Here is a 14,721-nt window from a genome sequence, read left to right on the forward strand (position 1 = left end):
CGCATATTCTACCCGTTATCCTCGGTCTCGCCAAACCACTGATGATACCAACGAGGTAAAAGTTGATCTCGTAAGCTAAGGATTTGCCAACCATCTGGGGAAAAAATAGCCGTAATTTGCCCCTGACGGGCCGTATCGAACCAGCGGTAGCCCTGCTGTCGATAGCGCTGGACAACCTTATCCGAAGGCATACGCCACGCATTATAGCGGGATACCGAGGCCAGCGCCGCCTCGCCGCCGGTGCGCTGCAGCAGCGCAATGGTCGAAGAGGTATTGCTGCCATGATGCGGAACCTGGATAAGTGTAGACGCCAGATGCTGCCAGTAGCGGCTCAGCATTGCCCGTTCTGCTACCGCTTCGATATCACCGGTGAGCAAAATACTGCGCCGGCCGTCGTCAACGCGCACCACGCAGGAGCGATTATTGCCGGCTGCGGTCGCTCCCGGCAGCGGCCAAAGCGCGCTAAAGGTTAAACCGCGCCACCGCCAGCGCTCTCCCCTTCTGCACGCGCGATGCCCCACCCACCCCAGAGGGCTGCGTATCCAGGCCGCTGGCCAGACCTGGCGTATCGAATTCAGGCCGCCGCGGTGGTCAAGATGCTCATGGCTCAAAATAATCCCTTCCACCCGCAGATGGTGCCAGCGTAGCCAGGGGATGATAATCAGCTGACCGCTGTCGCCCTCGGGCCAGGCCAGGCCGGTGTCATAGAGGATTGCAGCTCCCTGCCGTTCGATGACCATCGCCAGCCCCTGCCCAACGTCCAACATCGTCACGCGCCACTCCTCCTTCGTCATCGGCCGCCAGAAGGGCCAGCTCAGCAGCACGATGCTGCTCAGGCACAGCGCCGGAAGCGAGCGCCAGGCGTGAAAGCGCCAGACAATCAGCAGCAGCCAGGGCAGCGCGCTGACGCCCGTCCAGCGAGAATCCAGCGGCAGCCAGCCCTGCGGCAGCCCGCGCAGAAACCAGAACAGCGCCGCCAGCAGGCGGTCTGCCGATAGCCATAGCGCCATCTCAACCACCGCAGGGCCGCAAAGGTGCAGCAGCATCGCTGCCAGAATAAGGGGCACGATGGCAAAAGTGACCAGCGGCACGGCAACAAGGTTCGCCAGCCACGAGGTCAGGCTGATACCGTGAAAGATAACAATCTGCATCGGCAACAGCAGCAGCATTAGCCCGAACTGCAGGTGGCTTAGCCCTAGCAGCTGGCGCAGCAGCCAGCCTCGCGATGTCGGGGGCAGCGGCGCCAGCCGGTACCAAAAAATGAGCGTCGCCACGGCAAATACCGAGAGCCACAGGCTGTCGGATAGCACGGCCAGCGGATCGGCAAACAGAATAGCGCCCACGCAGCATATCCCTATCTGCCATGACGTCCAGCGCCTGCCGGATAGCCGCAGCCCGCAGCCGACGGCGAGTGCGACGCAGGTTCGCAGCGCGGGTGGCTGCATGCCGGTAAGCCAGGCATAGAACAGCGCGCAGGCCAGGCCAATCAGCAGCGGCAGCTGCCAGACAATCCAGCGGCAGGGGAAAAAGAACTGCGCGCCGCGAGTCAGTAGCCCACCCAGTATGGCACCCAACGCAATATGTAAACCGGAGATGGCCATCAGATGGGAGGTCCCCGTTTGCTGCATCAGGAGCTTGATCTCCTTCGGCACCACCAGCCGCTCCCCCATCCCTAATCCTAATATCACCGACCGCCACGGCAGCGCATCGAGGGTACGGGTTAACGAGCGCAGATAGGCCGCGCGTCGGCTGCAGCGCAGGTCGAGAGCCTCTGCGGACGTGAAGCGCCCGGTCACGGGGCGAGACTGCGCCAGGGCATAGCGCTGGCTGTCAAAACCGCCGTCGTTAAGCTGGCCGTGTACCGGGCGAATATGAACCGTCATCATCCAGCGCTGCCCTGCGCACGGCGGTTCGGGAAACGCCTGGCCGTAGAGCGCGATCCCCGGCGCCGGGAGCAGCCGCCGCCCCTCCACCCGGATGATATTTGCCTGATGGCGGGTCCCCTCGTCCGTCGCCGTCAGCTCAACCTCTACTCGCCGCGGACTACCGGATAAGGCGTGCGTCGGCCAGATGACCTGATGAGCGCTCAGCACACCCCAGAGGAAAAAAAGCAGCGTCAGCGCCGCGAAGCGCAGGGGCCGCCAGCGGAACAGCGACGCGGCAAACGCCGGGCCCGCCAGCCACCACAGGGTAGCCAGTTCGGGCAGCCGCGCGAGCAGCAGCAGCGGCAAGATTCCGACGATCGCACAACCCGCAAGCTGGGGTAAACGCATGCCAACCTCCCTGTTTAAGGGAAGTATCGCGTCGGGTTAGTCGATAGTCATCCAGCAGCGGCGCGGCGCGGGTGCCGGCTTCCGGGAATATTGGCGCGTTGCGCTAAAGCAGGCAGAGGTTTGCGAGGAAGGTCGGATTGCGGGCATAAAAAAAGCACCTGAAGGTGCTTTTTTTATCTTCGGAGTACGTTAACGCCGTTCAGCGAAACTTACTCTTCGTAAATATTGGCGCGGTCGCGTAATTCTTTCCCAGGCTTAAAGTGCGGAACGTACTTGCCTTCCAGCTCGACTTTATCGCCAGTTTTCGGGTTACGCCCGGTGCGAGGTGCTCGGTAATGCAAAGAGAAGCTGCCGAAACCGCGGATTTCAATGCGCTCACCTTGAGCAAGCGTTGAGGCCATATGTTCCAGCATTTCTTTAACAGCATCTTCAACCGCTTTCGCAGGAATGTGGGATTGCTGGCTGGCAAGTCTTTCTATCAATTCTGACTTGGTCATTTTTCCTCCGGTTTCCTTCAGGGCCAGATTAGCTAACAGCTTTAAACAAGGGCGGCCGTAGCCGCCCTTTGTGCTTGATTACAGGACGAATCCTGCAATCTGTCAAGTAAACTCGTCGTAATTCAGGTTGTTGTAACCCGAAAGACTAAGATTACTCGCCTTTAGCTGCTTTGAAAGCTTCAGCCATTGCGTTGTTAGAGAAGTTTGCATCTTCCTGTTTGTTAACAGTTGCGATTGCATCTTTCTCATCAGCTTCGTCTTTCGCACGAACGGACAGGCTGATTGCGCGGTTTTTACGATCAACGCCGGTGAATTTAGCTTCAACGTCATCGCCAACGCTCAGAACCAGAGTCGCATCTTCAACGCGGTCACGGGATGCTTCAGAAGCACGCAGGTAACCTTCAACGCCGTCAGCCAGTTCTACGGTTGCGCCTTTAGCGTCAACTGCAGTGACTTTACCGTTTACGATTGCGCCTTTCTTGTTCAGTGCAACCCAGTTGTTGAACGGATCTTCTGCGAGCTGCTTAACGCCCAGAGAGATACGCTCACGTTCTGCGTCAACCTGCAGAACAACTGCTGCGATTTCGTCGCCTTTTTTGTATTCACGTACTGCTTCTTCGCCTGCAACGTTCCAGGAGATGTCAGACAGGTGAACCAGGCCATCGATGCCGCCGTCCAGGCCGATGAAGATACCGAAGTCAGTGATAGACTTGATTTTACCTTCAACACGGTCGCCCTTGTTGTGGGTTTCCGCGAACTGCTGCCATGGGTTGTTTTTGCACTGCTTCAGGCCCAGGGAGATACGACGACGTTCTTCGTCGATATCCAGAACCATAACTTCCACTACGTCGCCAACGTTAACAACTTTGGACGGGTGGATGTTTTTGTTGGTCCAATCCATTTCGGAAACGTGAACCAGGCCTTCAACGCCTTCTTCGATTTCAACGAAGCAGCCGTAGTCGGTCAGGTTGGTCACGCGACCGGTCAGTTTGGTACCTTCCGGATAACGCTTAGCGATAGCTACCCACGGATCTTCGCCCAGCTGTTTCAGGCCCAGAGATACACGGGTACGCTCGCGGTCGAACTTCAGCACTTTAACAGTGATTTCGTCGCCAACGTTTACGATTTCGCTCGGGTGCTTAACGCGTTTCCACGCCATGTCGGTGATGTGCAGCAGGCCATCGACGCCGCCCAGATCAACGAATGCGCCGTAGTCAGTGAGGTTCTTAACGATACCTTTGACTTCCATGCCTTCCTGCAGGTTTTCCAGCAGCTGATCGCGTTCTGCGCTGTTCTCGGATTCGATAACGGCACGACGGGAAACAACAACGTTGTTACGCTTCTGGTCCAGCTTGATTACTTTGAACTCAAGCTCTTTGCCTTCGAGGTGCAGCGTGTCGCGAACCGGACGAACGTCAACCAGGGAACCCGGCAGGAACGCGCGAATACCATTCAGCTCAACAGTGAAGCCACCTTTAACTTTGCCGTTGATAACACCGACTACAGTTTCAGCTTCTTCGTAAGCTTTTTCCAGCGTGATCCAAGCTTCGTGACGTTTAGCTTTTTCACGGGACAGCAGGGTTTCACCGAAGCCGTCTTCTACTGCATCCAGAGCAACGTCAACTTCGTCACCGACCTGGATTTCCAGCTCGCCCTGGGCGTTTTTGAACTGCTCTGCCGGAATGGCGGACTCAGATTTCAGACCGGCGTCAACCAGTACGATATCTTTGTCGATAGCAACAACAACACCACGAACGATGGAACCCGGACGGGTTTCGATTGTTTTTAAGGATTCTTCAAATAGTTGAGCAAAAGATTCAGTCATGTTTAATCTTCAGGTTTCATATTTAACGTCCACCTGGCTCCGTGCCGGATGGGGTTGTTTAACATACCCGCTAACACTCCGTTGCTGCGGGGGTACTGCTATAATTCGGAGGCCGCTGCGCTTTGCCGGTAACGGCTAAGCGGCTGCCAATTTCTCGCGCGCATATTGTAGCGCTTTTTCAATTACTTGCTCAATGTTTAGTTCAGTAGAATCGAGAACTAAAGCATCGGCAGCCGGGACAAGTGGCGCCACGCTGCGATTGCGATCGCGGTCGTCACGCTCTTTTATCTCGGATAAAAGGCGGTCAAAGTTAACACTAAAGCCCTTTTCCTGCAACTGCAGCATACGCCGATGCGCACGTTCTTGCGCGGACGCATCAAGGAAAATTTTCACCGGCGCATCGGGGAACACCACGGTGCCCATATCGCGTCCGTCGGCAATCAGGCCCGGCAGTTCGCGAAACGCGCGCTGACGGCGCAACAGAGCTTCACGCACCCGGGGAAAAGCCGCGGCTTTCGAAGCGGTATTCGCCACTTCCTGCGTGCGAATTGCCGCGCTAACGTCCTCACCTTCAAGGATAACTTCGAGGCTGCCATCGGTGGAAATAAAGCGCACGTCCAGGTGCGCGGCCAGCGGCACCAGGGCTTCTTCAGACTCGACGTCCACGTGATGATGCAGCGCCGCCAGCGCCAGAACGCGATAGATAGCGCCGGAATCGAGCAAATGCCAGCCTAACGCTTCCGCCATCGCCTTGCACAACGTTCCCTTACCCGCACCGCCAGGCCCATCAATGGTGATTACCGGAATAGCTGCCGTCATCTTTTTCTCCTTCAGCAAGGCGCATAGAATATAAACGCCGCGCATTATACGCATCTATACGACGGAAAGTGAGCATTGGATGCAAAATACGGACGACCGGAAATGAAATGCAGAATAATTGCGCAATTATAGCGGGCTGACGGCATATCAGCCCGCAGATGACAAAGCTTTACGTTGGCGCAACCGCAGGCGCTTACGCCTGGGTGCTAATCCGCGCCAGCTGCTCGAAGTAGTCAGGGAAGGTTTTTGCCGTGCACTTCGGATCGAGGATCGTCACCGGCGTGTCGGAAAGCGCCACCAGCGAGAAGCACATCGCCATGCGGTGATCGTTATAGGTGCCAATCTCAGCAAACTGCAGCGCCAGCGGAGGCGTAATGCGGATGTAATCCTCACCCTCTTCCACTTCAGCGCCGACTTTGCGCAGTTCGGTGGCCATCGCGAACAGACGATCGGTCTCTTTCACGCGCCAGTTATAAATATTGCGCAGCGTGGTGGTGCCTTTGGCAAACAGCGCCGCGGTGGCGATAGTCATTGCCGCATCCGGAATATGGTTCATGTCCATATCGATGGCGTTCAGCTCGCCGCGGGTACAGGCAATATAGTCATCGCCCCAGCTGACGATAGCGCCCATTTTTTCCAGCACGTCGGCAAAGCGGATATCGCCCTGCACGCTGTTACGGCCGATGCCGGTGACTTTCACCGTACCGCCCTTAATGGCGCCCGCCGCGAGGAAGTAGGACGCCGAAGAGGCATCGCCCTCAACCAGGTAGTCGCCCGGAGAGCGGTAGTGCTGATTGCCGCGAATGACAAAACGCTGATAGGACTGGTTTTCAACGTCCACGCCGAAGGTCTTCATCAGGTGCAGCGTAATATCAATATAGGGTTTGGAAACCAGATCGCCTTTAATGGTGATAATGGTGTCCTGCGGCGCCAGCGGCGCAGTCATCAGCAGAGCGGTAAGGAACTGGCTGGAAACGCTGCCGTCAACCTCAACGCTGCCGCCGGCAAAGCCGCCGCGCAGGCGCAGAGGCGGATAGTTTTCCTGCTCCAGATACTCAATTTGGGCGCCACCCTGACGTAGCGCATCAACCAGATGACCAATCGGACGCTCTTTCATCCGCGGTTCACCGGTCAGCACGATATCGTTGCTGCCCAGGCACAGGGCTGCCGCCAGCGGACGCATGGCGGTCCCGGCGTTGCCCAGAAACAGCTCCAGCGCGCTATTCGCCCGCAGCGGACCACCGTTGCCGGTCACTTCACAGCGGGTACGATCGGAGGACAGGGTGTAATGAACTCCCAGGGCGCTCAGGGCATTCAGCATGTGGCGAACATCGTCGCTGTCCAGCAGGTTGGTCAGCACCGTGGTGCCACGGGCTAATGCCGCCAGCAGCAAAGCGCGGTTAGAGACACTTTTAGACCCAGGCAGGTTCACGGTGCCATCCACGCGCGCGATGGGTTGTAACGTCAGGGATTCCATCAAACTCAACTCTCAAAAAAACGGAATAAAAACCCCGCAGACCGGCCGCGGGGATGAAAAGCACAACAATGATTAGCCGTGACGACGCTCAAAGTCCTGCATAAAGTCGGTCAGCGCCTGCACGCCCGCCAGCGGCATTGCGTTATAGATAGATGCGCGCATACCGCCCACGACGCGGTGCCCTTTCAGTGAATGCAGGCCAGCGGCGAAGGACTCTTCGAGGAACAGCTTGTCCAGCGCGCTGTCGGCCAGCTGGAACGGAACGTTCATGCGCGAGCGGTTGGCCGCCGCCACGTCGTTACGATAGAAGCTGCTGCCGTCGATCGTACCGTAGAGCAGATCGGCTTTTTGCTGGTTGATTTTATCCATTGCCGCCACGCCGCCGTGCTCTTTCAGCCATTTGAATACCAGGCCAGAGAGGTACCAGGCAAAGGTCGGCGGCGTGTTGAACATGGAATCATTGGCATCAAGCACGGAGTAATCGAGTATTGACGGACAGGCGACGTTCGCTTTACCCAGCAGGTCTTCGCGAACGATAACCAGCGTCAGCCCTGCCGGGCCAATGTTTTTCTGCGCGCCGGCGTAGATGACGCCAAAGCGGCTGACGTCGATCGGCGCGGACAAAATAGTCGAAGAGAAATCGGCGGCGACAACGACGTCATCGCCGAAGTTCGGCGTTTCATCAATGGCGATGCCGTCGATGGTTTCATTCGGGCAGTAGTGCAGGTAGGCCGCGCCCGGCGTCAGCTGCCATTCGCTCATCGGACGGACGGCCCGCAGGCCATCAACGGTGACTTTGGCGTCGATGGTATTTGGCGAACAGTATTTTTTCGCTTCTTTAATGGCGCTTGCTGCCCAGTAGCCAGCGTCAACGTAGTCAGCGGTGGTTTTATCGCCGAGCAGGTTCAGCGGGACGCCGGCGAACTGGCCGCGACCGCCGCCATGGCAGAATAAAACTTTGTAGTTGGAGGGGATGTTGAGCAGATCGCGAAAATCCCGCTCCGCCGCCTCGGCCACCTGGATAAACTCTTTACCACGGTGACTGATCTCCATTACCGACGTTCCCAGACCCTGCCAGTCGCAAAGCTCCTGCTGAGCCAGTTTGAGAACTTCCGCCGGCAGCATTGCCGGGCCCGAACTAAAGTTATAGACCTGAGCCATTTCCCCTCACCACGTTGCTATGTTATTTGCCCGCGAACCGTCGCGTGCATAAGTTATTTCGGTATCTGACCATGATAATTCGAGCTGCGGACGGGCGACCAGTGGATTCTTCCGCGGGCGCCTGCTGAAGTCAGCGGCCGGCTTGCACGAGTGCGGCCAGCGCACATGCAGCCTGAAGTATGACGGGTACATCGGTTTTATCATTCAGCGACACGCATCGCAATGCCTAAAACTTATGAGCGGAAAAATATGATCGGCTTCACACAAAACAATTCACTAGCCCTCCGTAACAAAACCGACAAAAAGGCTGTCAGGTGATGCGTTTAGCTCTGCTAACCCTCGCCCATTCTGGATTTTGACAGCGCCGGCATAATTGCTTTTTACCGGCCTGAATGACGATCACCTGGCTACAGCGCACACAGGCGTATTCGCCGGTCTCAGGAATGGTCACAAAACGCTCATAGCAGCCCTCCGGCAGAATACATAGCCCCGGCTTAACCTCTTCATCAGCGTAATAGTACATACTGATTTGGCCGTTAGTTTCCATTATCGCCAGCCGAACCTGGCCGAGCTGCTCCACGCTGTAGAGGCGAAGCTCCATAAAAAACTCGAACTCGGTCATGTTGGCGCGGTGGACTTTTTCCCACGCCAGCTCCCCTTCTTCGACGATGATCACCGGCTTCCCTTCCAGCAGGTTTTCCAGCTTCTCGCTTTTTGACATCAGCCACATTACCAGGCGGTAGAGCAGCGCCAGGGTGACAAACACGACGAACACCGGGATCAGCGGCACGTCGTCATAAAAGGCGACGTCCCCGGCCGCAGAGCCTAGCGTCAAAATGATCAGCACTTCAAAGAGCGACATCTGGCGGACGCCGCGCCGTCCGGTAATTTTAAGGAACAGGAAAACCAGCAGGAAGGTAAAGAGGCTGCGCAGCGCAACCTCCCCTAAAAACTCCGGCGGCACTTTATCAAACGCCATGCGATGAAGATCGAACGCTTTCATTTTTTAATGCCTTAACAGTAGGTTACTGCCTGTAAGCATAGCCCAGGCTTTTATTTTCGCCGGGGCCTTCACGAAGATAGCGCCTGACACACAAACCCCGTATCATTGCGCGCTTTACGTACGAAAAAAGTGACCGCTATGACTCAAACGTTTATCCCCGGCAAAGACGCCGCCCTGGAAGATTCCATCGCTCGCTTCCAGCAGAAATTGCTCGACCTCGGATTTGATATTGAAGAGGCCTCGTGGCTGAATCCGGTACCGCACGTGTGGTCAGTTCATATCCGCGATAAAGCCTGCTCGCTATGCTTCACCAACGGCAAAGGCGCGACCAAAAAAGCGGCGCTGGCCTCCGCGCTGGGCGAGTACTTCGAACGTCTGTCGACCAACTATTTCTTCGCCGACTTCTGGTTAGGCGAAACCATCGCTAACGGGCCGTTTGTTCACTATCCAAACGAAAAATGGTTCCCGCTGACCGAAGATGACGAAGTTCCGCAGGGGCTGCTCGATCCTCGCCTGCGCGCCTTCTACGATCCTGACGATCAGCTGACCGCCGGCATGCTGGTTGACCTGCAGTCGGGTAATGACGATCGCGGCGTGTGCGGCCTGCCGTTCACCCGCCAGTCCGACGGCGAAACCGTTTATATTCCGATGAATATCGTTGGCAACCTGTACGTTTCTAACGGGATGTCCGCGGGCAACACCGCGAACGAAGCGCGCGTTCAGGCCCTGTCGGAAGTCTTTGAGCGCCATATCAAGAACCGCATCATTGCTGAAAGCATCAGCCTGCCGGAAATTCCTGCCGAAGTGATGGCCCGCTATCCGGGCGTGGTGGAGTCGATTAATAAGCTGGAAGCGGAAGGTTTCCCGATTTTTGCTTACGACGGCTCGCTGGGCGGCAAGTATCCGGTGATCTGCGTAGTGCTGTTTAACCCGGAAAACGGAACCTGCTTCGCCTCCTTCGGCGCGCATCCTGACTTCGGCGTCGCGCTGGAGCGCACCGTCACCGAGCTGCTGCAGGGCCGCAGCCTGAAGGATCTCGACGTCTTCACGCCGCCAACCTTCGATGACGAAGAAGTGGCTGAACACGCCAACCTTGAAACCCACTTTATCGACTCCAGCGGCCTGATCTCCTGGGATATGTTCAAACAGGATGCCGACTATCCGTTCGTCGACTGGAGCTTCTCCGGTACCACGGAAGAAGAGTTCGCCACCCTGATGGCCATCTTTAAAGAAGAAGATAAAGAGGTCTACATCGCCGATTACGAGCACCTGAGCGTCTACGCCTGCCGGATTATCGTTCCAGGGATGTCGGATATCTATCCGGCAGAAGACCTGTGGCTGGCGAACAACAGCATGGGCAGCCACCTGCGCGAAACGCTCCTCTCTCTGCCGGGCAGCGAGTGGGAGAAAGAGGACTATCTGGCGCTGATTGAGCAGCTGGACGATGAAGGTAATGACGACTTCACCCGCGTTCGCGAACTGCTGGGCCTGGCAACGGGCAAAGACAACGGCTGGTATACGCTGCGTATTGGCGAACTGAAAGCGATGCTGGCGCTGGCCGGCGGCGATCTGGAGCAGGCGCTGATCTGGACGGAGTGGACGATCGAGTTCAATGCGTCAATCTTCAGCGCAGAGCGCGCCAACTACTACCGCTGCCTGCAAACGCTGCTGCTGCTGAGCCAGGAAGAAGAGCGTCAGCCGCTGCAGTACCTGAACGCCTTTGTGCGCATGTACGGCGCAGATGCGGTGGAAGCCGCCAGCGCTGCGCTAAGCGGTGAAGCGCCGTTCTACGGCCTGCAGGCGGTAGATAGCGATCTGCACGCTTTCCCGGCCCATCAGTCCTTACTGAAAGCCTACGAGAAGCTGCAGCGTGCTAAAGCGGCGTACTGGGCTAAATAGCCTTTAGCGCCGCCTGAAGTGCCCCATCACGGAGTCGTTTACGGCTCCGTTTTTTTATATTTTATTCACGGGACCAATAATTTGTAGTTGTGAAGTTAATTTACGGTGAAAATTGATCGCGCAACAGTTTTGAGATGTTAATTTTAATAAAAATACCCCATTTTAATTAACCGCTACCTTTGCCCAAAAATGAAAAAAATCAACATAATTTGTAAATATTAAACTTTATTTTCCCATTAATAAACAGCAAGTTACCTCTTATTACCGCAAAAACCATACGCTAAACGGGCTTATAGTTCCGGTGGGATATGATCTACATCAATTTCCCTTCTATAATGCTTTGTTAGTATCTCACCGCCAACTTATATAAAGAGAGAGTTAGTGTGAAAGCTGACAACCCTTTCGATCTATTACTCCCCGCTGCGATGGCGAAAGTCGCCGAAGAAGCGGGTGTCTATAAAGCGACAAAGCACCCGATGAAGACCTTTTATCTGGCGATTACCGCTGGTGTCTTTATCTCCATTGCTTTTGTCTTCTACATCACCGCGACGACCGGGACAGCCGCAATGCCTTTCGGTATTGCCAAGCTTATTGGGGGGATCTGCTTTTCACTCGGCCTGATTCTGTGCGTCATCTGCGGTGCTGACCTGTTTACCTCCACCGTACTTATCGTTGTGGCGAAAGCCAGCGGCAGGATCACCTGGGGTCAACTGGCAATAAACTGGCTCAACGTCTATGTTGGTAACCTGATAGGCGCGCTGCTGTTCGTGCTGCTGATGTGGCTATCGGGTGAATATATGGCCGCTAACGGCGGTTGGGGGCTCAACGTCCTGCAAACCGCTGACCACAAAATGCATCATACATTTATTGAAGCCGTCTGCCTGGGCATCCTGGCGAACCTGATGGTCTGCCTCGCGGTGTGGATGAGCTACTCCGGCCGCAGCCTGATGGATAAAGCAATGATTATGGTTCTGCCCGTCGCCATGTTCGTTGCCAGCGGCTTTGAGCACAGTATCGCTAACATGTTTATGATCCCGATGGGTATCGTAATCCGCGACTTTGCAAGCCCGGAATTCTGGACCGCCGTTGGTTCAACTCCGGAAAGTTTCTCTCACCTGACCGTCATGAACTTCATCACTGATAACCTGATTCCGGTAACTATCGGGAACATTATTGGCGGTGGTCTGCTGGTTGGGTTGACATACTGGGTCATTTACCTGCGTGGCGACGACCATCACTAAGGGTTGTTTCAGGCAGTAAATAAAAAATCCACTTAAGAAGGTAGGTGTTACATGTCCGAGCTTAATGAAAAGTTAGCCACAGCCTGGGAAGGTTTTGCGAAAGGTGACTGGCAGAACGAAGTCAACGTCCGTGACTTTATCCAGAAAAACTATACCCCGTACGAAGGTGACGAGTCCTTCCTGGCTGGCGCAACTGACGCGACCACCAAGCTGTGGGACAACGTAATGGAAGGCGTTAAACAGGAAAACCGCACTCACGCGCCTGTTGATTTTGACACTTCCCTTGCATCCACCATCACTTCTCACGACGCAGGCTACATCGAGAAAGCGCTCGAGAAAATCGTTGGTCTGCAGACTGAAGCTCCGCTGAAACGTGCGATTATCCCGTTCGGCGGTATTAAAATGGTTGAAGGTTCTTGCAAAGCGTACGATCGCGAGCTGGACCCGATGCTGAAAAAAATCTTCACCGAGTACCGTAAAACTCACAACCAGGGCGTTTTTGACGTTTACACCAAAGACATCCTGAACTGCCGTAAATCCGGCGTGCTGACCGGTCTGCCGGATGCCTACGGCCGTGGCCGTATCATCGGTGACTACCGCCGCGTTGCGCTGTACGGCATCGACTTCCTGATGAAAGACAAATACGCTCAGTTCCTGTCTCTGCAAGAAAGACTGGAAAACGGCGAAGATCTGGAAGCAACCATCCGTCTGCGCGAAGAGATCTCCGAGCAGTACCGTGCGCTGGGCCAGATCAAAGAAATGGCGGCCAAATACGGCTGCGATATCTCTGCTCCGGCAAAAACCGCGCAGGAAGCTATCCAGTGGACCTACTTCGGTTACCTGGCTGCCGTTAAGTCTCAGAACGGCGCGGCAATGTCCTTCGGCCGTACCTCCAGCTTCCTGGATATCTTCATCGAACGCGACCTGAAAGCCGGTAAAATCACCGAGCAGGACGCTCAGGAAATGATTGACCACCTGGTCATGAAGCTGCGTATGGTTCGCTTCCTGCGTACTCCTGAGTATGATGAACTGTTCTCCGGTGACCCGATTTGGGCAACTGAATCAATCGGTGGTATGGGCGTTGATGGCCGTACTCTGGTAACCAAAAACAGCTTCCGCTTCCTGAACACCCTGTACACCATGGGGCCGTCGCCGGAGCCGAACATCACTATTCTGTGGTCTGAAAAACTGCCGCTGAGCTTCAAAAAATACGCGGCGAAAGTCTCCATCGATACCTCTTCTCTGCAGTATGAGAACGACGATCTGATGCGTCCTGACTTCAACAACGATGACTACGCTATCGCTTGCTGCGTAAGCCCGATGGTTGTTGGTAAGCAAATGCAGTTCTTCGGCGCTCGCGCTAACCTCGCGAAAACCATGCTGTACGCTATCAACGGCGGCGTTGATGAAAAACTGAAAATGCAGGTTGGTCCTAAGTCTGAACCGATCAAAGGCGACGTTCTGAACTTTGATGAAGTTATGGATCGCATGGATCACTTCATGGACTGGCTGGCTAAACAGTACGTCACCGCGCTGAACATCATCCACTACATGCACGACAAGTACAGCTACGAAGCTTCTCTGATGGCGCTGCACGATCGTGACGTTGTTCGCACCATGGCATGTGGTATCGCCGGTCTGTCCGTTGCCGCTGACTCCCTGTCCGCTATCAAATATGCGAAAGTTAAACCGATTCGTGACGAAGACGGTCTGGCAGTCGACTTCGAAATCGAAGGCGAATACCCGCAGTTTGGTAACAACGACTCTCGCGTAGATGACATGGCGGTCGATCTGGTTGAACGTTTCATGAAGAAAATTCAGAAACTGACTACCTACCGCAACGCTATCCCGACTCAGTCCGTACTGACCATCACTTCTAACGTTGTGTATGGTAAGAAAACCGGTAACACCCCTGACGGTCGTCGCGCTGGCGCTCCGTTCGGACCGGGTGCTAACCCGATGCACGGTCGTGACCAGAAAGGTGCCGTTGCCTCTCTGACCTCCGTTGCAAAACTGCCGTTTGCGTACGCTAAAGATGGTATCTCTTACACCTTCTCTATCGTTCCTAACGCTCTGGGTAAAGACGACGAAGTTCGTAAGACTAACCTGGCCGGCCTGATGGATGGTTACTTCCACCACGAAGCTTCTATCGAAGGCGGTCAGCACCTGAACGTCAACGTTATGAACCGTGAAATGCTGCTCGACGCGATGGAAAACCCGGAAAAATATCCGCAGCTGACCATCCGCGTATCCGGCTATGCAGTACGCTTTAACTCCCTGACTAAAGAGCAGCAGCAGGACGTTATCACTCGTACCTTCACTCAGACCATGTAACGGGTTTTGACTGAAATCGCGATATAAAAAGCGTACAATAAAGGCTCCACGCAAGTGGGGCCTTTTTAACAATACCTCCCAATCCCCCCAGTCTCTTTTGTCCGCTATCTATACTCAATGGATAACTGCCAAAACAGACTTAACACAGCCGGTTTGAGCTGTGCATCACAGGTCCCGGACGGGCCGAATCTG

Annotated in this window: 10 protein-coding genes; 3 read left to right on the forward strand and 7 right to left on the reverse strand. The window is 55.3% G+C overall.

What is annotated here, in order from left to right:
* Positions 1 to 8: 8 nt before the first annotated feature.
* From MMW58_RS19390 to MMW58_RS19420, 7 genes are all read right to left on the reverse strand, one after another.
* Positions 9 to 2,273 carry a ComEC family protein gene (locus tag MMW58_RS19390; protein WP_241721899.1) on the reverse strand — a complete coding sequence of 755 codons (2,265 nt, stop codon included), beginning with the start codon at positions 2,271 to 2,273 and terminating at the stop codon, positions 9 to 11.
* A 209-nt stretch (positions 2,274 to 2,482) separates the two neighbouring features.
* Entirely contained in the window at positions 2,483 to 2,770 is a 288-nt protein-coding gene (gene ihfB, locus MMW58_RS19395; RefSeq protein WP_004100704.1) for an integration host factor subunit beta, read from the reverse strand.
* A 151-nt stretch (positions 2,771 to 2,921) separates the two neighbouring features.
* The gene (gene rpsA / locus MMW58_RS19400) at positions 2,922 to 4,595 is read right to left on the reverse strand and encodes a 30S ribosomal protein S1 (protein ID WP_004860074.1); all 1,674 of its coding nucleotides are present in this window, start codon (positions 4,593 to 4,595) and stop codon (positions 2,922 to 2,924) included.
* 135 nt (positions 4,596 to 4,730) lie between these two features.
* A complete protein-coding gene (gene cmk / locus MMW58_RS19405) occupies positions 4,731 to 5,414 on the reverse strand; it encodes a (d)CMP kinase (RefSeq protein WP_045854654.1) in 684 nt (227 codons plus the stop codon).
* Positions 5,415 to 5,607: 193 nt separating this feature from the next.
* The gene (gene aroA, locus MMW58_RS19410; RefSeq protein ID WP_159237195.1) at positions 5,608 to 6,891 is read right to left on the reverse strand and encodes a 3-phosphoshikimate 1-carboxyvinyltransferase; all 1,284 of its coding nucleotides are present in this window, start codon (positions 6,889 to 6,891) and stop codon (positions 5,608 to 5,610) included.
* Between the two features lie 72 nt (positions 6,892 to 6,963).
* Positions 6,964 to 8,052, reverse strand: a complete 1,089-nt coding sequence (serC, locus tag MMW58_RS19415) for a 3-phosphoserine/phosphohydroxythreonine transaminase (protein ID WP_241721900.1) — start codon at positions 8,050 to 8,052, stop codon at positions 6,964 to 6,966.
* Between the two features lie 310 nt (positions 8,053 to 8,362).
* On the reverse strand, positions 8,363 to 9,055 hold the full coding sequence (locus tag MMW58_RS19420; protein ID WP_159237196.1) for a DUF421 domain-containing protein: 693 nt from the start codon (positions 9,053 to 9,055) through the stop codon (positions 8,363 to 8,365).
* A gap of 138 nt (positions 9,056 to 9,193) precedes the next feature.
* Between MMW58_RS19420 and ycaO the strand changes: the two genes are divergently transcribed.
* From ycaO to pflB, 3 genes are all read left to right on the forward strand, one after another.
* Positions 9,194 to 10,954, forward strand: coding sequence for a 30S ribosomal protein S12 methylthiotransferase accessory factor YcaO (gene ycaO / locus MMW58_RS19425; RefSeq protein WP_133597072.1), 1,761 nt, complete (start codon positions 9,194 to 9,196; stop codon positions 10,952 to 10,954).
* Positions 10,955 to 11,337: 383 nt separating this feature from the next.
* On the forward strand, positions 11,338 to 12,195 hold the full coding sequence (gene focA / locus MMW58_RS19430) for a formate transporter FocA (protein ID WP_041144790.1): 858 nt from the start codon (positions 11,338 to 11,340) through the stop codon (positions 12,193 to 12,195).
* Between the two features lie 51 nt (positions 12,196 to 12,246).
* The gene (gene pflB, locus MMW58_RS19435; protein ID WP_123707185.1) at positions 12,247 to 14,529 is read left to right on the forward strand and encodes a formate C-acetyltransferase; all 2,283 of its coding nucleotides are present in this window, start codon (positions 12,247 to 12,249) and stop codon (positions 14,527 to 14,529) included.
* The last annotated feature ends 192 nt before the right edge of the window (positions 14,530 to 14,721 follow it).

Origin of the sequence: Klebsiella sp. HC6, from assembly GCF_022605325.1 — a bacterium.
Taxonomy (GTDB): Bacteria; Pseudomonadota; Gammaproteobacteria; order Enterobacterales; family Enterobacteriaceae; genus Klebsiella; species Klebsiella terrigena.